The sequence below is a fragment of the Neisseria mucosa genome (assembly GCA_003028315.1).
GTDB lineage: Bacteria > Pseudomonadota > Gammaproteobacteria > Burkholderiales > Neisseriaceae > Neisseria > Neisseria mucosa.
Genome location: CP028150.1, coordinates 2421108 through 2445275, shown reverse-complemented (window position 1 = coordinate 2445275; position 24168 = coordinate 2421108). Strand labels below are relative to the sequence as shown.

At 47.9% G+C, this 24168-nt stretch carries 18 protein-coding genes and 3 pseudogenes; 3 read left to right on the top strand and 18 right to left on the bottom strand.

All coding sequences use genetic code 11. From position 1 onward, the window contains the following. Positions 1–164: 164 nt before the first annotated feature. A pseudogene (locus NM96_12375) lies at positions 165–548 on the bottom strand (transposase). Between NM96_12375 and NM96_12370 the strand changes: the two are divergent. Beyond that, a pseudogene (locus tag NM96_12370) lies at positions 508–588 on the top strand (bifunctional heptose 7-phosphate kinase/heptose 1-phosphate adenyltransferase). The pseudogenes NM96_12375 and NM96_12370 overlap by 41 nt on opposite strands. Before the next feature lie 14 nt (positions 589–602). Here NM96_12370 and NM96_12365 read toward each other — a convergent pair. The 7 genes and pseudogenes from NM96_12365 to NM96_12335 form a co-directional block, all read right to left on the bottom strand. Next, on the bottom strand, positions 603–2087 hold the full coding sequence (locus NM96_12365) for an NTPase (protein ID AVR80348.1): 1485 nt from the start codon (positions 2085–2087) through the stop codon (positions 603–605). Positions 2088–2220: 133 nt separating this feature from the next. After that, the gene (locus tag NM96_12360) at positions 2221–2679 is read right to left on the bottom strand and encodes a hypothetical protein (GenBank protein ID AVR79999.1); all 459 of its coding nucleotides are present in this window, start codon (positions 2677–2679) and stop codon (positions 2221–2223) included. Between the two features lie 185 nt (positions 2680–2864). After that, positions 2865–3281 (bottom strand): hypothetical protein, encoded by a 417-nt coding sequence (locus NM96_12355; GenBank protein AVR79998.1) that lies wholly within the window; start codon positions 3279–3281, stop codon positions 2865–2867. A 324-nt stretch (positions 3282–3605) separates the two neighbouring features. Beyond that, a pseudogene (gene gidA / locus NM96_12350) lies at positions 3606–3896 on the bottom strand (tRNA uridine-5-carboxymethylaminomethyl(34) synthesis enzyme MnmG). 163 nt (positions 3897–4059) lie between these two features. Beyond that, complete coding sequence (locus tag NM96_12345) at positions 4060–5415, bottom strand: sel1 repeat family protein (GenBank protein AVR79997.1); 1356 nt, start codon at positions 5413–5415, stop codon at positions 4060–4062. 140 nt (positions 5416–5555) lie between these two features. After that, complete coding sequence (locus tag NM96_12340) at positions 5556–7451, bottom strand: tRNA uridine-5-carboxymethylaminomethyl(34) synthesis enzyme MnmG (protein ID AVR79996.1); 1896 nt, start codon at positions 7449–7451, stop codon at positions 5556–5558. A 23-nt stretch (positions 7452–7474) separates the two neighbouring features. Further along, a complete protein-coding gene (locus tag NM96_12335; protein ID AVR79995.1) occupies positions 7475–7663 on the bottom strand; it encodes a hypothetical protein in 189 nt (62 codons plus the stop codon). A gap of 513 nt (positions 7664–8176) precedes the next feature. On the opposite strand from NM96_12335, the gene NM96_12330 reads away from it, so the two are divergent. Continuing rightward, a protein-coding gene (locus NM96_12330; GenBank protein ID AVR80347.1) for an IS630 family transposase occupies positions 8177–8964 on the top strand; the annotation gives its coding sequence in 2 pieces (ribosomal slippage) (positions 8177–8420 and positions 8420–8964; 789 coding nt in all). A gap of 313 nt (positions 8965–9277) precedes the next feature. Here the strand turns inward: NM96_12330 and NM96_12325 are convergent. The 6 genes from NM96_12325 to rpoC all read right to left on the bottom strand — a co-directional run bounded on the left by NM96_12325 (position 9278) and on the right by rpoC (position 18493). Further along, entirely contained in the window at positions 9278–9589 is a 312-nt protein-coding gene (locus NM96_12325; protein ID AVR79994.1) for a 30S ribosomal protein S10, read from the bottom strand. 17 nt (positions 9590–9606) lie between these two features. After that, positions 9607–10791 (bottom strand): elongation factor Tu, encoded by a 1185-nt coding sequence (gene tuf, locus NM96_12320; GenBank protein AVR79993.1) that lies wholly within the window; start codon positions 10789–10791, stop codon positions 9607–9609. Between the two features lie 91 nt (positions 10792–10882). Further along, on the bottom strand, positions 10883–12988 hold the full coding sequence (fusA, locus tag NM96_12315) for an elongation factor G (GenBank protein AVR79992.1): 2106 nt from the start codon (positions 12986–12988) through the stop codon (positions 10883–10885). Positions 12989–13006: 18 nt separating this feature from the next. Continuing rightward, positions 13007–13477, bottom strand: a complete 471-nt coding sequence (locus NM96_12310) for a 30S ribosomal protein S7 (protein AVR79991.1) — start codon at positions 13475–13477, stop codon at positions 13007–13009. Between the two features lie 117 nt (positions 13478–13594). After that, complete coding sequence (locus NM96_12305) at positions 13595–13966, bottom strand: 30S ribosomal protein S12 (GenBank protein AVR79990.1); 372 nt, start codon at positions 13964–13966, stop codon at positions 13595–13597. Between the two features lie 351 nt (positions 13967–14317). Continuing rightward, positions 14318–18493, bottom strand: a complete 4176-nt coding sequence (gene rpoC, locus NM96_12300) for a DNA-directed RNA polymerase subunit beta' (protein ID AVR79989.1) — start codon at positions 18491–18493, stop codon at positions 14318–14320. 48 nt (positions 18494–18541) lie between these two features. Here rpoC and NM96_12295 point away from each other — a divergent pair, with 48 nt between their 5' ends. Further along, positions 18542–18694 carry a histidine kinase gene (locus NM96_12295; GenBank protein ID AVR80346.1) on the top strand — a complete coding sequence of 51 codons (153 nt, stop codon included), beginning with the start codon at positions 18542–18544 and terminating at the stop codon, positions 18692–18694. Here NM96_12295 and rpoB read toward each other — a convergent pair. The 4 genes from rpoB to NM96_12275 all read right to left on the bottom strand — a co-directional run bounded on the left by rpoB (position 18659) and on the right by NM96_12275 (position 24117). Continuing rightward, on the bottom strand, positions 18659–22837 hold the full coding sequence (gene rpoB, locus NM96_12290) for a DNA-directed RNA polymerase subunit beta (GenBank protein AVR79988.1): 4179 nt from the start codon (positions 22835–22837) through the stop codon (positions 18659–18661). The two genes, NM96_12295 and rpoB, sit on opposite strands and share 36 nt — an antisense overlap. Before the next feature lie 188 nt (positions 22838–23025). Continuing rightward, positions 23026–23397, bottom strand: coding sequence for a 50S ribosomal protein L7/L12 (locus tag NM96_12285; GenBank protein AVR79987.1), 372 nt, complete (start codon positions 23395–23397; stop codon positions 23026–23028). Between the two features lie 58 nt (positions 23398–23455). After that, entirely contained in the window at positions 23456–23956 is a 501-nt protein-coding gene (locus NM96_12280; protein ID AVR79986.1) for a 50S ribosomal protein L10, read from the bottom strand. Between the two features lie 17 nt (positions 23957–23973). Beyond that, positions 23974–24117: a hypothetical protein gene (locus NM96_12275; protein AVR79985.1), complete on the bottom strand. Its 144-nt coding sequence runs from the start codon at positions 24115–24117 to the stop codon at positions 23974–23976. Positions 24118–24168 lie beyond the last annotated feature (51 nt).

The window sequence follows — 24168 nt, the reverse complement described above, 5'->3', positions numbered from 1 at the left end:
GGCAATGCGCCTTTGTCCGTAGCGTCCTTTATGCCGCCGGTAGGTTTCGACAAGGAGGGCTTTGTCGGCTGCGTCGGGGTCGGGTCGGTCTTGGTGATGGTAGTAAAAGCTGCTTTTGGGCAGGTTTGCGATGTGCAGCAGGTATTTGAGCGGGTGTTGCGCCCTCAGTGTTTGGACGGTTTGGCTTTGTCCTTTGCGGTCTGCTTTTGGCTGAGGGCTTTTAACTCCTTTAGGTAGGCGACCTCTGCGCGCATATAGCACAGTTCTTCAATAAGCTCTGCCTGTGTTTTTTCTTGGTCGGGTTTATCTGCGATGAAGGGGTTTTTGCGGTGTTGGGGCATGGTTTTGGATTGGGGATGTTCGAGTGCGCCGATACCGCCTTCTTGATAGGCGCGTATCCATCGCCGCAGGTGGGTTCTGGAAATGCCGTAGTGGTCTGCGGTACGCTGTTGGCTGCGTATATGCAGATAGTGGAGTACGGCTTGGTATTTGAAGTGTAATGTATATTTGCTCATAAAAAAACTGCACCTTGTGAGTTGGAGGGGATGTCCAACTTTTGGGGTGCAGTTCAAACTTGGTTTTGGGTTTTCAGACGACCTTTTTTATTGCGGTGTTTGTTCAAGGCTGAGGACTTCGAAGGTTTCTTTTAGGATATAAAGAACGCTATCTATTCCTAGAGGAAAAATTTCTTCATTCTTAAAAAAATATTTATTTATAAGGTTTTCCCATGATTCTGGATTATGAAGGTTATCAGAGTTAAAATGTGTATCCATTTGGCTATTTAGAATGAGCATCATAGCAATTACATTTGTACTTGTATGAATACCACCTGAAATATTTTTCGGAATATTTGCTAAAGACTGAATATTAAACAATCGAGCAAAATCTTTGGCATCAGTACGATTTTTATTTATATTCTCCCTTAAACTCGGATAGAAGCAGAAAATAAATACCCCCGTAATACGCAGCAGTATATATTGCCACATTTCCCGACTATCTAATCCTCCTCTACTCAAAGAATGGTATATCTCTAAAAATCGGACTAATCGTTCCGTTTCTCTAAGTGATATATCGTTTCGTTCTATCATATCGCTGATAAAATTTATTGTTACATTGTGTTCTTCATCAATTAAGCCTCGTAGCTCACTAGCCATATGACTGGTTCGTATCAACTGTTTGAAATATTCAACTGAAACTAAAGCCCATCCTCCCCAAGAACGAACCGAAACCTTGTCAGGCAAAGCAAAGCTATACTTCAAAAACTTATCCAAATATTTGTGCGCATCCACTTCCACCCCATACCGATGATTAATTGCCGCGCGCAGTTGCTTGGTGTTCGTTACCAGCACGACTTTGACGTTTTCGACATCAAAGACATGTTTGATGACTTCCAGCATATCGACGGCGTAATCGGGGCGGCAGCGGTCGAGCTCGTCGATAAACAGGATAATCGGTTTTTCCTCTGCAAATTCTTTTAGGCAGGCTTTGAGCGTTTCCAGATTTTTTTCCGCTTCGATTTGCTCTTTCAACAAGGCTTCGACGGTTGCATCAATAGTTGCATCAATGGAATGGCTAGCAAGTGTGGTGGCAGCACCAGCTACGGTTGCCGCTGCATTTTTTGCTTCTTGTTTATCATTTATAATTTGGCTCATTCCTTCTGCTAAATCTTCCATATTTTGCTTTAGGACATGACCAACCGCTGCCTTAGCAACGGTTTTCATTACGAATCCTGCGGCTTTCGCGACTTTCTTCGTCATTTCTTTGCGTTGTTCAGACGGCTGCTCGCCAATATCTTCAGGCGTACAGGCTTTGATGATTTCGGCAAGCAATGCCAGCAGAGGCTCTCCGCTGTGGTCTGAACGGAAGGCGTCAATATAGACAGGCTGGTAATCGGGATGTTGCTGCTGCATGAGCCGAATCAGCTTTTGGCAAAATTCGGTTTTGCCCGTTCCCCAGCCACCGTCGATGACCATAGGGGAAAGGTCGATGGTCGAGGTAAGCAGCCTGATGATATTTTCAGCTATCGGCTTACGATTGAATTCGTCTTGCGTAACGAAAGTGGGGTTTTCTGAAGTTTGAGTTTCCATGTCATCCCTTTGTTTAATCATAAATTTAAGTAAGAATACCCGCATCGTCATTCCCGCGCAGGCGGGAATCCAGACCGCAATCATTCACCCGTAGCAACTGTATTTTTCACCCCGTCGGACAAAAATACAGTTACTACAAAATACGGTTTTTCCAAGCTTGAAACTGATGAAATCCGTTTAAAAGCAGCATTTGTAGCTCTTCTCCAGAAGATATGACAGTATAGTTATCACTATATTCTTCCGGTAAATGTTGTGCAGTGTCTTGTTCTAATAAGATAAATAAGGGTTCAGTATCGCTAACTTGCGGATTAACAATCACCCAATCCGCAGCACGGCACAGCTCATAGATGAAACTACACTCCTCATCCGTTAAATATGCATGACCAATATTTCCTTCAAACTGGCATTCCCTATCATTGAAATCCGTTATTTCCAAATCTGTGGAACAGTCATCAAACTCTAAATAGTTGCCGTCCTTATCACGAAGGCAGCTATCTAGTCTTCTGCTGTTTAAAAATGATTTTGCACCTTCGCGGTTGCCGTCTACCTGTTCGCCATTTTCAAAGCGGTAGAAATATAGAGAAAAGCCCATTGTTACTCCTTGTTTATTTGATTTTCAGGTTGGGTTTTACACATCAATTTTAATGTGTAGGCTGCTTTTGTAGACTTTGAAAACCTACCGCAAGTCAGATTCTTGAATCTGACATCTTGTAGTAACAGATGTGTCGAAACACAAGAATTATCTGACCTGCGGCTGCTATAGAGACTGATGAGCTTTTAGATAGCCCGAAACCGCAACCGATAAAGCAGCAACAGTGTTAGCACGGCAGTTGCTAAAAAGGGAATAGCCACCAACTGCCATACAGTATGGATGGTTTCAACAAAATCGTAAGTACTCCAACTGCCTTCGTAAGCATTCCATATCTCCATATCCGCGAAAAACCACAAACCGACCAGCCACCATCCTCCAATGGCAAAACGGACGTGCGGATGGTGTTTTAGAAGAGGGACGACCGACACTGAGACATATAGCAACGACACAACCAGCGCATCAAGGGCGATATGTGTGTAATAGTTACAAAACCAGCTATCAGAAAGACAGCTATTATCTGTATTTTCGCTCAGCTGATTCGTTGCCCAATACAGTTGGATGAAGGTAGCAGTGGCGATTGGCAGTACGGGGCGAAGTGACATATTTTTCCTTTCGACCAAGTAATTCGATATGTTTTTGACAGCATTTTTAAAAAATCGCACGTACGATGAACATCTGCCCTTTGCCTTCCTTTTCAAAGCCATAAAGAGGCTTAAAAGCAGTAGCCATAGGCCAGATTTTTGAATCCGAGATTGTGGAGTAACGGCTGTATCGGATACAAGTATCCGAATTACGGAACCGCTTCTGGATTCACGCCTGCACGAGAATGACAGCAGGGATACGTTCTATTTTAATCTACATAAATATGTGCCGGTATTAAAAAAGGCCGTCTGAAACTTTCAGACGGCCTTTATTCAAATTAACCCTTACTTGGCATCCTTAAATCCACGCTTCAAATGCACCATCAACAATGCGACGGCGGCAGGGGTTACGCCGGAGATGCGGCTGGCTTGGCCGACGGTTTCGGGTTTGTGCTGGTTGAGCTTTTGCTGCACTTCTGCCGACAAACCTTTGACTTTGCTGTAATCGATGTCGTCGGGCAGCTTTAAGGTTTCGATGTCGCGGCGGCTGTCGATTTCTTCGTTTTGGCGGTCGATATAGCCTTGGTATTTGACTTGGATTTCGACTTGCTCAATCACGTTTTCAGGCAGCCTGCACTGGCCGAATGTCAAACGGACTAAGGCGGTTGAAGAAGCCCTCAACCGCTGGACGAGAAAAGCATTGGATGATGAGATGTCGGGTGATTTGTTTTTAGTGGCGCTCGCCAATAGCATTTAAGCATTGCGCTTGAATTGCGAATACAAGGGCATCACAAGCCGTTCAATAACCTTTCTGATTTAAATAGCGGTATTGGTTGCAGGCTTCTTGAACTCCACCATCACATGCTTTACCGAACCATTCCTTGCTAAGATGCAAATCTTGGCGCACGCCTTGTCCGATGTGATACATCTCACCCAAATTATATTGGGCTTCGGCATGTCCCTGTTCCGCCGCTTTACGAAACCATCTGAACGCTTCGGCATCGTCTTGGCGTACGCCTTGTCCGTTGTCATACATAACACCCAAATTAAATTGAGCATCGGCATCCCCCTGTTCCGTTGCTTTGCGAAACCATCTGAGCGCTTCAGCATAGTCTTGGTGCACGCCATATCCGTTGTAATACATCGCCCCTAGATTATTTTGGGCATCGGCATTCCCCTGATCCGCCGCTTGGCGATACCATTTGACTGCTTCGGCATAGTCTTGGCGCACGCCATATCCGTTGTAATACATCGCCCCTAGATTATTTGGGGCATCGGCATTCCCCTGTTCTGCTGCTTTGCGAAACCATCTGAGCGCTTCAGCATAGTCTTGGCGCACGCCATATCCGTTGTAATACATCGCCCCTAGATTATTTTGGGCATAGGCATCCCCCTGTTCTGCCGCTTGGCGATACCATTTGACTGCTTCGGCATAGTCTTGGCGCACGCCTTGTCCGTTGTCATACATAACACCCAGATTATATTGGGCTTTGACATACCCCTGCTCCGCCGCTTCGCGAAACCATCTGAATGCTTCGGCATAGTCTTGGCGCACGCCTTGTCCGATGTGATACATCAGACCCAAATTATATTGGGCTTCAGCATGTCCCTGTTCCGTCGCTTTGCGATACCATCCGAGTGCTTCGGCATGGTCTTGGCGCACGCCTTGCCCGTTGTTATACATCACACCCAGATTATATTGGGCTTTGACATACCCCTGATCCGCCGCTTGGCGATACCATTTGACCGCTTCGGCATAGTCTTGGCGTACGCCTTGTCCTTTTTCATACATAACACCCAAATTATATTGGGCATAGGCATCCCCCTGTTCTGCTGCTTTGCGATACCATCTGAGTGCTTCGGCATAGTCTTGGCGCACGCCTTGTCCGTTGCCATACATAACACCCAAATTAAATTGGGCGTCGGCAAACCCCTGCGCTGCCGCTTGGCGATACCATTTGACCGCTTCGGCATAGTCTTGGCGTACGCCTCGTCCGTTTTCATACATCACACCCAAATTATATTGGGCATAGGCATATCCCTGTTCCGCCAACTGCAGGGTTTGCCGGAAATCCAATGCGTCATCCGCCCAAACTGCCTGATTCAAACCCAAAGCCAGCAATGCGGTTGCCAGTAATTTTGTCAAATGCTTCATTTTAATTCTCTTATGGTTTTAAAAACGTTCATGTATGGGCGCGTGGTATGTGCTCGAAATCTTCATACCGTCTGAAAAACGGATTTCATTCCTATTGTTTCATGACGGCTATTTGTGTGCAGCCTGCACTTTCAAGCAGCCTACTTCGCCCCCTTAAACCCGCGTTTCAAATGCACCATCAGCAACGCCACCGCCGCAGGCGTTACGCCGGAGATGCGGCTGGCTTGGCCGACGGTTTCGGGTTTGTGCTGGTTGAGCTTTTGCTGCACTTCTGCCGACAAGCCTTTGACTTTGCTGTAATCGATGTCGTCGGGCAGCTTTAAGGTTTCGATATCGCGGCGGCTGTCGATTTCTTCGTTTTGGCGGTCGATATAGCCTTGGTATTTGACTTGGATTTCGACTTGTTCGACCACTTCGGCAGACAGGTTTTCAGACGACCTTGCGCCTTCGAGCGTCATCAGTGTGGCGTAGTCGAGGTTCGGGCGGCGCAGGAGGTCGTGCAGGTTGGCTTCGCGGCTGAGTTTTTGGCCGAATACGCGCAGCTGCTCTTCTTCGGCGAGTTTTTGCGGCGTGTACCACGTTGTTTTCAAACGTTGGATTTCGCGTTCGATGGCTTCGCGTTTTTCGTTGAACATGCGCCATTGTTCTTCACCCACTAAGCCGATTTTGTAGCCGTCTTCGGTCAGGCGCATATCGGCGTTGTCTTCCCTAAGTTGCAGGCGGTATTCGGCGCGGCTGGTGAACATTCGGTAAGGCTCGTTCACGCCTTTGGTGATGAGGTCGTCCACCAATACGCCGAGATAGGCTTGTTCGCGGCGAAGTAGGAGCGGGTCTTGTTCACGGACGTATTGCACGGCGTTTGCGCCTGCGAGCAGGCCTTGCGCGGCGGCTTCTTCGTAACCGGTCGTGCCGTTGATTTGTCCGGCGAAGAAGAGGCCTTGGATGGTTTTGGTTTCGAGGCTGGCTTTGAGGTTGCGCGGGTCGAAGTAGTCGTATTCGATGGCGTAGCCGGGGCGCAGGATATGGGCGTTTTCAAGGCCTTTCATGCTGCGCACGAGCGCGATTTGGATGTCGAACGGCAGGCTGGTGGAAATACCGTTGGGGTAGTATTCGTTGGTGGTCAGGCCTTCGGGCTCGAGGAAAATCTGGTGGCTGTCTTTGTCGGCGAAGCGGTTGATTTTGTCTTCGATAGACGGACAATAGCGCGGGCCGACGCCTTCGATTTTGCCGGTGAACATGGGGCTGCGGTCGAAACCGCTGCGGATAATGTCGTGGGTTTTCAAATTGGTATGCGTAATCCAGCAGGACACTTGGCGCGGGTGCATTTCGGCGTTGCCACGCACGGAGAAAACGGGCACGGGCGTGTCGCCGGGCTGTTCGGTGAGCTGGGAGAAATCAATCGTGCGCCCATCAATGCGCGGCGGCGTGCCGGTTTTCAGACGACCTTGCGGCAGGTTCAATTCGCGCAAGCGTCCGCCCAGCGATTTGGCGGCGGGGTCGCCGGCGCGGCCGCCTTCGTAGTTTTCCAAACCGATGTGGATTTTGCCGGACAAAAACGTGCCTGCGGTCAGTACGACGGCGCGGGCTTTAAATTCCACGCCCATCGCGGTGATTACGCCTGAAATGCGGTCGCCGTCGAGCGTTACGTCGTCAACCGACTGCTGGAAAAGCTCCAAATTTTCTTGGTTTTCCAGCATTTCGCGGATGGCGGCTTTATACAGGATGCGGTCCGCCTGCGCGCGCGTGGCACGAACCGCCGCGCCTTTGCTGGCGTTCAGACGGCGGAACTGGATGCCGGATTTGTCGGTCGCCAACGCCATCGCGCCGCCGAGCGCGTCGAGTTCGCGCACAAGATGGCCTTTGCCGATGCCGCCGATGGAGGGGTTGCACGACATTTGTCCGAGCGTTTCGATGTTGTGTGTGAGCAAAAGCGTCTGCGCGCCCATGCGGGCGGCGGCAAGCGCGGCTTCCGTGCCTGCGTGGCCGCCGCCGACGACGATGACGTCGTAGGTTTTGGGGTAAATCATGTGGGTCATGTGTTTCAACGGGCCTAATGGTTTCAGACGACCTCTTTTCCCTGACGGAGGTCGTCTGAAAATATAATGAATTCAAAAATAAACGTGGGATTGTACGCTTTTTCGGTGGGATTTGACAGGTAGAAAGGCGCTTGCGGGTACGGGATGGGAAAAAGGTCGTCTGAAAATGCGGTTTCACCGAAATGAAAACGGATGAAACGGATTTGGCCCAATCTCAAATCTACAGTTTTTTAGAAGACCTTTGACTTGTTTTTAGCCCATCCTCCTTGTTTGCCGAGACCTTTCCCATTAATTTATATCAAGTCCTCCCCGCATTGCCGAAACAGCAAACCCCGACCTTCACCAAAAAGAAAACCCAATGAAACCATTTATCCGTGCCACATCCCTACTCTTCCTTGCCACCGCCTCCGCGCTTGCCTCCGGCAAAGACTTTATCATTTACGACCGCATGAACTACGTCGGCAAACCCGACCTGACTGCCGACAAATTGTCCAAAGTATTCCTGATTTATAGTCAATTAAAAATAAAATAGTACAATACTCAACTTTGAAGGTCTAACCATGGCATACTCTGCGGACTTAAGAAACAAAGCTTTAAACTATAGTGGATTAAATTTAAATCAGGACAAGGCGACGAAGCCGCAGACAGTACAGATAGTACGGCAAGGCGAGGCAACGCCGTACTGGTTTAAAGTTAATCCACTATATTACGAACAATGCAAAAACATCAGCCAAACCGCAGCAACGTTTAACTTGTCAAGAAACACGCTTTACCTGTGGATTCGCCTTAAAAAACAAACGAGCAGCCTAAAACATCAAGTTACCGGTCTAAATGCCGTCAAATTGGATAGGCAAAAACTGGCTCAATATGTTGGGCAACACCCGGATGCCTATCTGCATGAAATCGCCAAACATTTTGATTGTACGCCAGCCGCCGTTTGCTATGCACTCAAACAGATGGGAATGACGTGCAAAAAAAGACCACCACTTACAAAGAACAAGACCCGGCCAAAGTAACGCATTATTTGACACAGCTGGCCGAATTTCCCGACTACCAACGTGTTTATTTGGATGAAACAGGATTTGACCGCTACCTGTTCCGTCCCTATGCCCGCAGCCCGAAAGGGCAAATAGTGAAAGCGCAGATAAGTGGAAAAAGATACCGACGCTTATCTCTGGTGTCCGCACAAGTCGGCAACCGGCTGATTGCTCCGATGGTTTATCAAAATACGATGACCGGAGTCTTTTTTGAAGCGTGGTTTCAGCAATGCCTACTGCCTGCATTGACTCAAAAATCGGTGATTATTTTAGATAATGCGCGATTTCACCGTATGGGTGTCTTACGGGAAATGGCGGAAAAATGGGGACATAAGGTATTGCCTCTTGCACCTTATTCACCTGAGCTCAACCCGATTGAGAAGGTGTGGGCGAATATTAAGCGGTATCTGCGAACCGTATTGTCTGATTACGCCCGATTTGACGATGCGCTACTGTCCTATTTTGATTTTAATTGACTATACAAAGGTAGTCGAAAAGAGCAATGATTTTCAGACAACCTTAGATATAGGAAATTGTCACGTTGTTTACACTTTTTCTACGTCAAACAGCTGTGTTTTTGATTAAATGTTTTTTAATTAACCATCCAGCATTATCAAGAACTTAGCAGGTTTCCCGCGTCTATCAACATTCTTGACAATACCGAATTTCTACTCAATCAGCTCTTCAAACAAAAGCCGAAAGTCTAACAGCGCGGTTGATTTCCACAACACATATGGATAACAAAAAGCCGAACGGATAAACCATTCGGCTTTCTATCAAAAGCAGCGATTATTGAACTTTAATTTCTACATCAACACCGGCTGGCAAGTCCAGTTTCATCAGTGCATCGGTAGTTTTGTCAGTCCAATCCACGATGTCCATCAGGCGCAAGTGGGTGCGGATTTCCAATTGTTCACGAGAAGTTTTGTTCACGTGTGGAGAACGCAGAATGTTGAAACGTTCGATTTTAGTCGGCAACGGAATCGGACCTTTTACAACGGCACCGGTACGTTTTGCAGTTTCAACGATTTCTTGAGCAGAACGGTCGATCAGGCTGTAATCATAAGCTTTCAGGCGGATACGGATTTTTTGGTTTGCCATTTATCGATATCCTTCAATTAAGCGATGATAGAAGAAACCACACCTGCACCTACGGTACGGCCACCTTCGCGAATCGCAAAGCGCAGACCTTCTTCCATAGCAATAGGCGCAATCAGTTCTACAGTGATGGCTACATTCTCACCAGGCATAACCATTTCTACACCTTCTTCCAAAGTAACCGCACCGGTTACGTCGGTAGTACGGAAGTAGAATTGAGGACGGTAGTTAGCGAAGAACGGAGTATGACGACCACCCTCTTCTTTGCTCAATACGTACACTTCTGCTTTGAATTTGGTGTGCGGAGTGATGGTACCCGGTTTAGCCAATACTTGACCGCGTTCCACTTCTTCACGTTTGGTACCGCGCAGCAATACGCCTACGTTGTCACCGGCTTGACCTTCGTCCAGCAGTTTGCGGAACATTTCAACACCGGTACATGTGGTTTTTTGGGTTTCTTTCAGACCTACGATTTCGATCTCGTCACCAACGTGGATAACACCGCGCTCTACACGGCCGGTTACTACTGTACCACGACCGGAGATGGAGAATACGTCTTCGATAGGCAACAGGAACGGTTTGTCTACGGCACGCTCGGGAGTCGGGATGTAGCTGTCCAATGCGGCAGCCAGTTCGAAGATTTTTTCTTCGTAAGCGGCATCGCCTTCCAAGGCTTTCAGTGCAGAACCTTGTACGATCGGGCAGTCGTCGCCTGGGAAGTCGTAGCTTGACAGCAAGTCACGGATTTCCATTTCAACCAGCTCCAACAGCTCGGCATCGTCAACCATGTCGCATTTGTTCATGAACACGATGATGTAAGGTACGCCTACTTGGCGGGCTAACAGGATGTGTTCACGGGTTTGCGGCATAGGACCGTCAGCAGCGGAACATACCAAGATTGCGCCGTCCATTTGTGCGGCACCGGTAATCATGTTTTTAACGTAGTCGGCGTGACCCGGGCAGTCTACGTGTGCGTAGTGGCGGGTTTCGGTTTCGTATTCTACGTGTGAGGTATTGATGGTAATACCGCGGGCTTTTTCTTCGGGAGCGTTGTCGATTTGGTCGTAAGCTTTTGCAGCACCGCCGAATTTTTTAGCCAAAATAGTAGTCAAAGCAGCAGTCAGAGTGGTTTTACCATGGTCAACGTGACCGATGGTGCCAACGTTTACGTGCGGTTTGCTACGTTCAAATTTTTCCTTAGCCATGAGCTAATTCCTTTACATTAAAGATCGATTAAAGAACAGGGGTGGTCGTCTGAAAAATCATTTCAGCCTTTCAGACGACCTATTTGCCTGATTAGCCTTTACGGGCTTCAGTTACAGCAGCAGCTATGTGGGCAGGAGCTTCAGAATATTTCTTGAACTCCATAGAGTAAGTAGCGCGGCCTTGGGTTGCAGAACGCAGGTCGGTCGAATAACCGAACATTTCTGCCAGTGGTACTTCGGCACGGACTTTTTTACCGCCGATACCGTCATCATCCATACCCAATACGACGCCGCGACGACGGTTCAAGTCGCCCATTACGTCACCCATGTATTCTTCAGGAGTTTCCACTTCAACTGCCATGATTGGCTCAAGCAGAGCAGGATTGGCTTTACGCATACCTTCTTTGAAGGCTTGGGAAGCAGCCAATTCAAAGGCCAGTTGAGAGGAGTCGACGTCGTGTGAAGAACCGAAGATCAAACGTACGCGTACGTCAACTACTGGGTAGCCTGCAACAATACCGTTAGGCAGGGTATCGCGGATACCTTTATCGACAGACGGAATGAATTCGCGAGGAATCACACCACCTTTAATTTCGTCGATAAATTCGTAACCTGCACCACCCGGTTCCATAGGTTCCATTTTGATCACAACGTGACCGTATTGACCTTTACCACCGGATTGTTTGGCGTGTTTGTATTCGGCTTCGACTTCTTTGCGGATGGTTTCGCGGTAAGCCACTTGAGGCGCACCGATATTTGCTTCCACGCCGAATTCGCGTTTCATACGGTCAACAATAATTTCCAAGTGCAGCTCACCCATACCGGAAATAATGGTTTGACCGGATTCTTCGTCTGTACGGACACGGAAAGAAGGGTCTTCTTTAGCCAGACGGTTCAGGGCGATACCCATTTTCTCTTGGTCGGCTTTGGTTTTCGGCTCAACGGCAATATGGATTACCGGCTCAGGGAATTCCATGCGTTCCAAGATAATCGGCGCGCTTTCTGCACACAAGGTCTCACCGGTAGTAACGTCTTTCAGACCGATAGCGGCTGCGATGTCGCCAGCGCGCACTTCTTCAATTTCAGTACGGTCTGCAGCAGTCATTTGTACCAAACGACCGATACGTTCGCGAGTGCCTTTTACAGAGTTCAATACGGTATCACCGGATTTCACGACACCGGAGTAAACGCGGATGAAAGTCAGCTGACCAACGTATTTGTCGTTCAACATTTTGAACGCCAATGCAGAGAATTTCTCTTCATCGCTGGCTTGGCGGCTGTCGGCTTCTTCAGTGTTAGGGTTAACACCTTGAACCGGAGGAATATCGGTAGGAGCAGGCAGCAATTCTACAACTGCGTCCAACATACGTTGAACACCTTTGTTTTTAAATGCGGAACCGCACAACATCGGCTGAATTTCGCCTGCCAAAGTACGTTGACGCAATGCACCTACAATTTCTTCCTCGGTCAGCTCGTCGCCGCCCAAGTATTTGTCCATCAATTCTTCGCTGGCTTCTGCTGCGGCTTCAATCATGTTTTGACGCCATTCTTCAGCAGTTTCAACCAATTCAGCGGGAATGTCGCCATAGGTAAAGGTTGTACCTTTATCGGCTTCATTCCAGATGATGGATTTCATTTTCAGCAGGTCAACAACACCGGTGAAACTGTCTTCTGCGCCTACCGGAATAACGATAGGTACTGGGTTTGCGCGCAAACGGGTTTTCATTTGCTCGACAACGCGGAAAAAGTTAGCACCTTGACGGTCCATTTTATTTACAAACGCCAAGCGTGGCACTTGGTATTTGTTGGCTTGACGCCATACGGTTTCAGATTGCGGTTGAACACCACCCACCGCGCAGTAAACCATTACCGCACCATCCAATACACGCATAGAACGCTCTACCTCTACGGTAAAGTCAACGTGTCCTGGTGTGTCGATAATGTTGAAGCGGTGTTCTGGGAATTGTTTCGCCATACCGGACCAGTAGGAAGTAACGGCAGCGGAGGTAATGGTAATACCACGCTCTTGCTCTTGTTCCATGTAGTCGGTAGTAGCCGCGCCATCATGTACCTCGCCCAATTTGTGGGTCAAACCGGTATAGAACAAAATACGTTCTGTAGTAGTGGTTTTACCCGCGTCAATATGGGCGGAAATACCGATGTTGCGGTACAGGCTGATCGGGGTCTTACGAGCCATTTTATTAGCCTTTCAAAATTAGAAACGGAAGTGAGAGAATGCTTTGTTGGCTTCAGCCATGCGATGTACTTCTTCACGTTTTTTCAACGCACCGCCGCGGCCTTCGGACGCATCAATCAACTCGCCTGCCAAACGCAGGTCCATGGATTTCTCACCACGTTTGCGGGCCGCATCGCGAACCCAGCGCATTGCAAGAGCCAGACGGCGTGAAGGACGAACCTCAACAGGAACTTGGTAGTTTGCACCACCTACACGGCGGCTTTTCACTTCCACGATAGGTTTGGCGTTTGCAATGGCTTCGTTGAATACTTCGATTGCTGCTTTGCCGGTTTTTTTCTCAATTTGCTCCAACGCACCGTAAACGATACGCTCGGCAACAGATTTTTTACCGTCAATCATCAATACGTTCATGAATTTAGTCAGCTCGACGCTGCCGAATTTAGGATCAGGCAATACATCGCGCTTGGGGACTTCTCTACGTCTTGGCATTTTAATTTCCTTTAATCTATTCAGTCGGGTCAATTCCCATGAATACCCAATAGAGTATTCACTTACTCGGCCGTTGTTTAGCTTAGGCGGCCGACGTGCCTATTTAAGTCCCTGTAATTATTTAGGACGCTTAGCACCGTATTTAGAACGGGCTTGTTTACGGTCTTTAACACCTGCAGTATCCAAGGAACCGCGTACAGTGTGGTAACGTACACCCGGCAAGTCTTTTACACGACCGCCGCGAATCAGTACGACGCTGTGCTCTTGCAGGTTGTGGCCTTCACCACCGATGTATGAAATGACTTCAAAACCGTTGGTCAGGCGAACTTTACATACTTTACGCAATGCAGAGTTAGGTTTTTTAGGGGTAGTCGTGTATACACGGGTGCACACGCCGCGTTTTTGCGGGCAGGCTTCCAGTGCAGGCACTTTGTTTACGTACACGGGCTTTTGACGGCCTTTGCGTACCAATTGGTTGATAGTTGGCATATTTTCTCGTCCTGTTGAGTTAAATACTTGCCGACACCATGTCGGCAAGAGTGGAATTATATTTTTATTGCAAGAGTTTAGTCAAGCAAACGGTAGAGAAAAGTTGGTATTTTGTATTTACTAAGAACTATTTAGCAACTGAGGTCGTCTGAAATGGATAAAGAGTTCTCAAACTCTGCACTCCCTATTTCAGACGACCTTTATCAAAAATAAGTCGGTTCGCAACTCTTAAGGGCCGCCCTTCCTACCGTACTTTTCACAACGGCATTGATAATCCACACAGGTCGTCTGAAAAAGAAAACCGCAAGTGATATTGCCTTGCGGTTTTCTTTTAAACAAACATCCTACGGATTATTCATCTGTTGCTTCGATTTCGGAAGCTTCTTGCTCTGCTTCCTGCCATTGCTGGCGGCGGCTGCGGTGGTAGGTCAAACCGGTACCGGCAGGAATCAGACGACCTACGATTACGTTCTCTTTCAGACCGCGCAACTCGTCTTGCTTGCCCATAATGGCGGCTTCGGTCAGAACGCGGGTCGTTTCTTGGAACGATGCGGCAGAAATAAAGCTGTCGGTTGACAAGGAGGCTTTGGTAATACCCAACAATACATTTTCGTAACGTGCCGGTTCTTTGCCCTCTTCCAAAGCTTTTTCATTGGCTGTCATGACATCGCCACGTTCGACTTGCTCACCGGTAATGAATTCGGTTTCACCTGAATCGACAATATTCACACGGCGCAGCATCTGACGGATGATGACTTCGATGTGTTTATCGGAAATCTTCACACCTTGCAGACGGTAAACCTCTTGCACCTCTTGAACAATGTAGCGTGCCAGTGCTTCGATACCTTGCAGACGCAGAATATCATGAGGATCTACCGCTCCGTCCACAATGGTTTCGCCACGGTTTACCACTTGACCGTCGTGCACCAAAATTTGTTTCTCTTTGGAAATCAAAGTCTCGTATGCTACGCCGTCTACATCAGTGATAATCAGACGCTGTTTGCCTTTAGTCTCTTTACCGAATGAAACGGTACCGGTGATTTCTGCCAACATACCTGCATCTTTCGGCACACGTGCTTCAAACAACTCGGCAACGCGCGGCAGACCACCGGTAATATCGCGGGTTTTGGAAGAGGCTTGCGGGATACGCGCCAATACGTCGCCTTTACCAACTTCCTGACCTTCGCGCACGGTAATCACTGCACCCACAGGGAATGCCATAGATACCGGAGTAGAGGTACCCGGAATGCAGATTTCCAGACCATTTTCATCCAACAGTTTTACAGTAGGACGAAGCAGTTTGGATGCGCTGCCGGAACGGCGCTTGCCGTCGATAACCACCAAGGTAGACAAACCGGTTACATCGTCAGTTTGTTTGGCAACGGTTACACCCTCTTCAACATTTTCGAATTTCACCCAACCTGCGTGTTCGGTAATCATCGGACGGGTATGCGGATCCCAAGTTGCCAACGTTTGACCGGCTTTAATGGCTTCACCATCTTGAACCATCAAGATCGCACCGTAAGGCACTTTGTGGCGTTCGCGTTCACGGCCGATGTCATCATGGATAACTACTTCGCAAGAGCGGCCGATGACAACCAATTCGCCTTTATTGTTGGCAACATAACGCATTTGGCTGCTGAATCGTGCCGTACCGTTGGATTTGGCTTCAACTTGGCTGGCTGCTGCCGCACGGGATGCCGCACCACCGATGTGGAACGTACGCATGGTCAACTGGGTACCCGGTTCACCGATAGACTGAGCGGCAATCACGCCGACTGCTTCACCGGCATTAACCAGTTTGCCGCGTGCCAAGTCGCGACCGTAACAGTGCGCACACAAGCCATGGCGGGTTTTACAAGTAATCGGGGTACGGACTTTGACCTCATCCACACCGGATTGATCAATCATATCCACCAGTTTTTCCGTCAACAACGTACCGGCTTCAACCAAGGTCTCGCCACTTGACGGATCGACAACGTCAGACGCGGTAACACGACCCAAAATACGATCGCGCAATGCTTCAATCACATCACCGCCCTGTACGACCGCTTTCATAACAAAGCCGTCTGAAGTACCACAATCGTCTTCAACAACGACCAAGTCTTGGGTTACGTCTACCAGACGACGGGTCAGGTAACCGGAGTTCGCGGTTTTCAATGCGGTATCCGCCAAACCCTTACGCGCACCGTGGGTCGCAATAAAGTATTGCAGTACGGTCAGACCTTCGCGGAAGTTTGAGGTAATCGGCGTTTCAATAATCGAGCCGTCTGGTTTTGCCATCAAGCCACGCATACCGGACAACTGTTTAATCTGAGCCGCAGAACCACGGGCACCGGAGTCTGCCATCATATAGATGGAGTTAAATGACTCTTGATCGACTTCGTTGCCGTCACGGTCGATAACTTTTTGCTTGGACAAGTTGTCCATCATCGCTTTAGCGATTTTATCGCCGGCACGACCCCAAATATCCACCACTTTGTTGTAGCGTTCGCCGTTGGTGACCAAACCTTGACGGTATTGGTCTTCGATTTCTTTAACCTCGGCATTGGCTTCAGCCAACAAGGCTGCTTTTTCTTTCGGAATTTCCATGTCGTCAACAGCAATGGAAATACCGCCTTTGGCTGCGAATCCGAAACCGGTATACATCAAGTGGTCGGCGAAGATAACCGTATCGCGCAAGCCGCACAGGCGGAACGATGCGTTAATCAGCTTGGAAATTTCTTTTTTCTTCAGCGCTTTGTTGATGTATTCGAACGGCAGGCCTTTAGGCAGGATTTCGCTCAACAATGCACGACCGACAGTCGTTTCGTAACGGGTAACGACTGGCTCGAATTCTCCAGCTTCGTTTTTCACCCATTCGCGCAGACGTACGGTGATTTTCGTACCCAGTTCAACTTGTTTGGTATGGTATGCACGATGCACTTCTTTCACATCAGCAAACAGGCTACCTTCACCTTTGGCATTGATGCGGTCGCGGGTCATGTAGTACAGACCCAATACGATGTCTTGGGAAGGTACGATAATCGGTTCGCCGTTTGCAGGAGACAATACGTTGTTTGAAGCCAGCATCAGGGTGCGCGCTTCCATTTGCGCTTCCAAGCTCAATGGAACGTGTACCGCCATTTGGTCACCGTCAAAGTCGGCGTTAAACGCGGCACATACCAACGGATGCAGCTGAATGGCTTTACCTTCAATCAGGATGGGTTCAAACGCTTGAATACCTAAACGGTGCAGGGTCGGCGCACGGTTCAGCATAATCGGATGTTCGCGGATGACTTCCTCCAAGATGTCCCATACTTCCGGTACTTCTTGTTCTACCAATTTTTTCGCTGCTTTAACGGTAGAGGCCAGACCTTGTTTTTCCAGTTTATGGAAAATGAACGGTTTGAACAGTTCCAAAGCCATTTTTTTCGGCAAACCGCATTGGTGCAGACGCAGGTATGGACCTACGGTAATCACGGAACGACCGGAGTAGTCCACACGTTTACCCAGCAGGTTTTGACGGAAACGACCACCCTTACCTTTAATCATGTCTGCCAATGATTTCAGCGGACGTTTGTTGGCACCGGTCATGGCTTTACCGCGACGGCCATTATCCAACAGCGAGTCAACTGCTTCTTGCAACATACGTTTTTCGTTGCGGACGATGATGTCAGGAGCGTGCAGTTCCAGCAGGCGTTTCAGACGGTTATTACGGTTGATGACGCGACGGTACAAATCGTTCAAATCGGAAGTGGCAAAACGACCGCCGTCCAACGGCACCAAAGGACGCAAATCAGGCGGCAATACCGGCAGCACGTCCATAATCATCCACTCCAGTTTCATACCGGAACGATGGAAGGCTTCCAACACTTTCAAGCGTTTGGCGATTTTTTTAATTTTGGTATCAGAACCGGTCGACTCAAGCTCTTGGCGCAGGATTTCGATTTCGCCTGCTACATCCAAGGTGCGCAACAATTCGCGGATACCTTCCGCACCCATTTTGGCATCGAAATCGTCGCCGTATTCGTCCAGTTTGTTGTAGTAGTCATCTTCAGTCAGCAATTGACGGCGTTGCAGCGGAGTCATGCCGGGGTCGGTCACAACAAATGCTTCAAAGTACAATACGCGTTCAATGTCGCGCAAAGTCATGTCCAACACCATACCCAAACGAGAAGGCAGGGATTTCAAGAACCAAATGTGTGCCACAGGTGCAGCCAATTCGATATGACCCATGCGTTCGCGGCGCACCTTGGACAAAGTCACTTCCACGCCACATTTTTCACAGGTTACACCTTTAAATTTCAGGCGTTTATATTTTCCGCACAAGCACTCGTAGTCTTTAACCGGACCAAAGATTTTGGCGCAGAACAGACCGTCACGCTCAGGTTTGAACGTACGATAGTTGATGGTTTCAGGCTTTTTAACTTCGCCGTAAGACCATGAACGGATGGTTTCGGGAGAAGCAATGCCGATTTTGATGGCATCAAACTCTTCTTCCATGCCGGCAGTTTGCAACGGATTAAATAAGTTCAACAAATTCATTTTTGCTCCTTGAAGGAAGTATTTTTACCGCATGGCGGATTTTCGATATTGGAAACGGTACGTTACGGTTTCAGACGACCTGATATTTTCAGATTTCGATTCATTCATTCTTATTCTGCAACCGCTTTTTCAGACGACCTAGAGAGGTCGTCTGAAAACTTCTGTTTAGTAACGTTCCAAATCGATATCCAAGCCCAGTGAGCGAATCTCTTTAACCAATACGTTGAAGGACTCAGGCATACCGGCATCGATTTTGTGTTCGCCTTTGACGATGTTTTCGTACATTTTGGTACGGCCTGTTACGTCGTCGGACTTCACGGTCAACATCTCTTGCAGTGTGTAGGCTGCGCCGTATGCTTCCAGCGCCCAAACCTCCATCTCACCGAAACGTTGGCCACCAAACTGAGCTTTACCGCCCAGAGGCTGTTGAGTAACCAGACTGTACGGACCGGTAGAACGCGCGTGCATTTTTTCGTCAACCAAGTGGTGCAGCTTCAGATAGTGCATCACACCTACTGTTACCTTGCGGTCAAACGGTTCGCCTGAGCGTCCGTCATACAGCGTGATTTGGGTTTTGCTGTCATTAAAGCCCAATTTTTCGACTTCAGGATCATCGCTTGGATAAGCCAAGTTCAGCATTTCGCGGATTTCAGATTCTTTCGCACCATCAAACACCGGCGATGCGAAAGATGCGCCTTTACGCAGGTTGGAAGCCAGTTCGATGATTTCTTCATCAGTCAGGGCATCCAAATCTTCTTTCTTACCGCTGCCGTTGTAGAGTTTGTTCAAGAACTCGCGCAGCTCGCTGGCTTTGCGTTGCTCTTTCAGCATACGGTCGATACGCTCGCCGATACCTTTTGCCGCCCAACCCAAGTGAACTTCCAAAATCTGACCGATGTTCATACGGGAAGGTACGCCCAACGGGTTCAGTACGATGTCCACGGGACGACCGTCCGCCATGTACGGCATGTCTTCCACAGGCAGAATGCGCGATACCACACCTTTATTACCGTGGCGGCCCGCCATTTTGTCACCGGCTTGCAGACGGCGTTTGATGGCGATAAAGACTTTCACCATTTTTTGTACGCCAGGCTGCAATTCGTCGCCTTGGGTCAGTTTTTTCTTCTTGATTTCGTACAATTCGTCCGCTTCTTCGCGTTTTTGTTGCAGGCTCAATTTAATCAGTTCCAACTGTTTGGCCAAGTCTTCGTCAGCCAGACGGATGTCAAACCAATCATGTTTGCTGGACAGGCTTGCCAAATATTCGGTAGTGATTTCACTGCCTTTAGCCAGCTTCATCGGACCACCATTGGCTTTTTGACCCACAATCATACGTTCGATACGGTCGAATGCGTCATTATCGAAAATACGCAATTGATCGCCCAAATCTTGACGGTAACGTTTCAATTCAGAATCAATAATGGATTGAGCACGTTTGTCGCGTTGGATACCTTCACGGGTAAAGACTTGAACATCGATAACCGTACCGCTCATACCGGTAGGCATACGCAACGAGGTGTCTTTTACGTCGGATGCTTTTTCGCCGAAGATGGCGCGCAACAGTTTTTCTTCCGGAGTCAACTGGGTTTCGCCTTTAGGCGTTACTTTACCAACCAACACATCGCCGGCTTCCACTTCTGCACCGATGTAAACGATACCGGATTCATCCAAACGGTTTTGCATACGCTCGGACAAGTTCGGAATATCGCGGGTGATATCTTCCGCACCCAGCTTGGTATCGCGGGCAACGACATTCAATTCCTCAATGTGAATCGAAGTATAGCGGTCGTCCGCAGCCACTTTTTCAGAAATCAGAATCGAGTCTTCATAGTTATAACCGTTCCACGGCATGAAGGCGATGGTCATGTTTTGACCCAAGGCCAATTCGCCCAAATCAGTGGATGCACCGTCAGCAATCAAATCGCCGCGTTGCAAAACGTCGCCGGCTTTGACCGCAGGACGTTGGTTAATGTTGGTAGATTGGTTGGAACGAGTGAATTTAACCAAGTTGTAAATATCGACACCCACTTCACCAGCAGTCGCTTCATCGTCATGAACACGAATCACAACACGGTTGGCATCTACATACTCAACCACACCGCCGCGACGGGCAACGATTGCAGTAGCAGAGTCAACGGCAACGGAACGCTCAATACCGGTACCAACCATCGGTTTTTCAGGACGCAGGCACGGTACGGCCTGACGTTGCATGTTGGCACCCATCAATGCACGGTTCGCATCATCGTGTTCCAAGAACGGAATCAGGGATGCCGCTACGGATACCACTTGACCGGTTGCCACGTCCATATATTGCACACGGTCAGGCGTTGCCATAATGGTTTCGCCTTTTTCACGACAAGTTACCAAGTCACCAATCAAATTACCGTCTTTGTCCAAATCAGCATTCGCCTGTGCAATCACATAACGGCCTTCTTCGATGGCAGACAAGTAATCGATTTCCTCGGTTACTTTGCCGTCGATAACGCGGCGATAAGGAGTTTCCAAGAAACCATAATCATTGGTACGTGCATAAACGGACAATGAGTTAATCAAACCGATGTTCGGACCTTCAGGCGTTTCAATCGGACATACGCGGCCATAGTGAGTCGGATGCACGTCTCGCACCTCGAAACCGGCTCGTTCACGGGTCAAACCACCCGGGCCTAACGCAGATACACGGCGCTTATGGGTTACTTCAGACAAGGGGTTGGTCTGATCCATAAACTGACTCAATTGGCTTGAGCCGAAGAATTCTTTGATGGCAGCAGAAACAGGTTTCGCATTAATTAAATCATGCGGCATTAAGTTTTCTGATTCCGCTTGATTCAAGCGTTCTTTTACGGCACGTTCCACACGAGCCAAACCGCTGCGGAATTGGTTTTCAGTCAACTCACCTACCGAACGCACACGACGATTGCCCAAGTGGTCGATATCGTCCACTTCGCCATGACCGTTTCGCAATTCAACTAAAGTAGCAATTGATGCAACAATATCTTCAACGCTCAGGACATAACCGCCTTTTTCGGCAGCACCTGCGAAAGTTTCGTTCAACAAACGGCCATACCAAGACTGCTGTTGTACTTCAGACAATTTTTGCTCATAAGTACGCGTATTGAATTTCATACGGCCTACGCGAGACAAATCGTAGCTGTCTTCACTGAAGAACAAGCGGTTAAACAATTGCTCGACTGCTTCCTCGGTAGGCGGTTCGCCCGGGCGCATCATGCGGTAAATCGCAACACGTGCTGCTTGCTGATCAACAGTCTCATCAGTGCGCAGAGTATTGGAAATGTAGCCACCCTGATCCAATTCATTAATGTAAAGCGTAGTAAGCTGTTTTACACCATGGATATCAAATTTTGCCAATAATTCTTCAGTGATTTCATCATTGGCCACAGCCAATACTTCACCCGTTTCAGGGTCAATCAAATCCGCGGCCAAAGCTTTGCCAATCAGGCTTTCCGGCTCCACATCCAAACGAGTCAATCCCGCATTGCTGATATCACGGATATTTTTTGCGGTAATACGTTTACCCTTAGCAACCAATACGTTGCCTTCTTTATCCAAGATATCAACTTTGGCAGTTTCACCTTTCAGACGACCTACAACCAAATCAGTTTGGACACCATTTTCAGACAGATAGAACGTTTCTTTATCGTAGAAAATATCCAAGATCTGCTCATTGTTGTAGCCCAAGGCCTTCAACAAAATCGTAACCGGCATTTTACGGCGACGGTCGATACGGAAATACAGCAAATCTTTCGGGTCAAATTCGAAATCCAACCACGAACCACGGTAAGGAATGATTCGAGCAGAGAACAACAATTTACCGGAGGAATGAGTTTTACCACGGTCATGCTCAAAGAACACACCGGGAGAACGATGCAACTGAGAAACAATTACACGCTCGGTACCGTTAATGACAAACGAACCACTTGGAGTCATCAATGGGATTTCGCCCATGTACACTTCATTTTCACGAACTTCTTTGACTGTCGGTTTAGACGCTTCCTTGTCTAAAATAACCAGTCGGATACGCGCGCGCAAAGGGGCTGCATAAGTGATTCCGCGCAATTGACATTCAGGAATATCGAACAAAGGCTCACCCAACGTGTAATGCACAAACTCCAGACGCGCATAACCATTGTGGCTTACGATAGGGAAAATAGAATTAAATGCAGCCTGCAGACCATCGTCAGTGCGCTGATCGAAAGCATTTTCTAATTGCAGAAATTTCGCATAAGAATCAATTTGTGTTGCCAACAAAAAGGGAACGTCCAATACGTTCTCTCGTTTCGCAAAACTCTTACGGATACGTTTTTTCTCGGTAAACGAATAGTTCATATACACTCCGAAAAGCAATTTTAAAGAAAGAGGTCGTCTGAAATAACGCCTATTGTTTGTATTATTTACATTTATTTAAACTTAACTTGCGAATAAATTGCAAATAAATGTAAATAACAAATTAGCCTAATAACAATAAGCAAAATAAGGCTGGCAGAAAACTGCCAGCCTTCACAGGAAGCATCAAATTATTTGATTTCGACTTTAGCGCCGGCTTCTTCCAATTGTTTTTGGATGTCTTCAGCTTCAGCTTTAGAAACACCTTCTTTAAGAGTTTTAGGTGCACCATCAACGATGTCTTTAGCTTCTTTCAGACCCAGACCAGTAATTGCGCGGACTACTTTAATCACGCCAACTTTTTGATCACCGGCAGAAGCCAATACTACGTCAAATTCAGTTTTTTCTTCAGCGGCAGCAGCACCAGCACCAGCAGGACCTGCAACTGCAACTGCAGCAGCAGAAACGCCAAATTTTTCTTCAAAAGCTTTAACCAAGTCGTTCAATTCCATTACGGTCAAAGAACCAACTGCTTCCAAAATGTCTTCTTTAGTAATAGCCATGCTATTTATACTCCAAATATTGTATTAAAAAATAATTGATTAACAGAAACAAAATTGATTAAGCGGCTTCTTCGCCTGCTTTTTTCTCTGCCAAAGCAGCCAAACCGCGCGCAAAGCCTGATACAGGAGCTTGCATAACGAACAACAGTTTGGACAACAGCTCTTCGCGGCTCGGAATAGAAGCCAACTCAGCAACCTGAGCAGCATTCATCACTTCACCATTGTAAGAACCGGCTTTAACTACAATTTTGTCATCTTTTTTCGCGAATTGGTGCAACACTTTAGCAGCAGCAACAGCATCTTCAGAAGCAGCATAAACCAACGGACCAACCATTTGATCAGCCAAAGCTGCGAATGAAGTACCCTCTACTGCACGACGAGCCAATGTATTTTTCAGAACGCGCAAGTAAACGCCTTCTTTACGCGCATTAGCGCGAAGCTCAGTCATACTGGAAACACTGATACCGCGATATTCAGCAACCACGAGAGTCTGAGCGTTAGCAATTGCTGCGCTGATTTCCTCTACGGCTACTTTCTTGGTTTCAATATTGAGACTCAAGGTCTACCTCCCACTGTTTATAAACAGGATATCGGAATGATATCCCACCAGCGCGGTAACCTAAAAAGACATCTTACAAGCAATCTTGTAATGTGTTTCAGGACTACCGTCTGCGTAGGGCAGTTACGATTAAATCTTGCGATCCCTACGGTCTTGGACATCTACTTAATTCTAAGTAGCCCAAATTCAAGCAACTCTATTTTGAGTTGCTT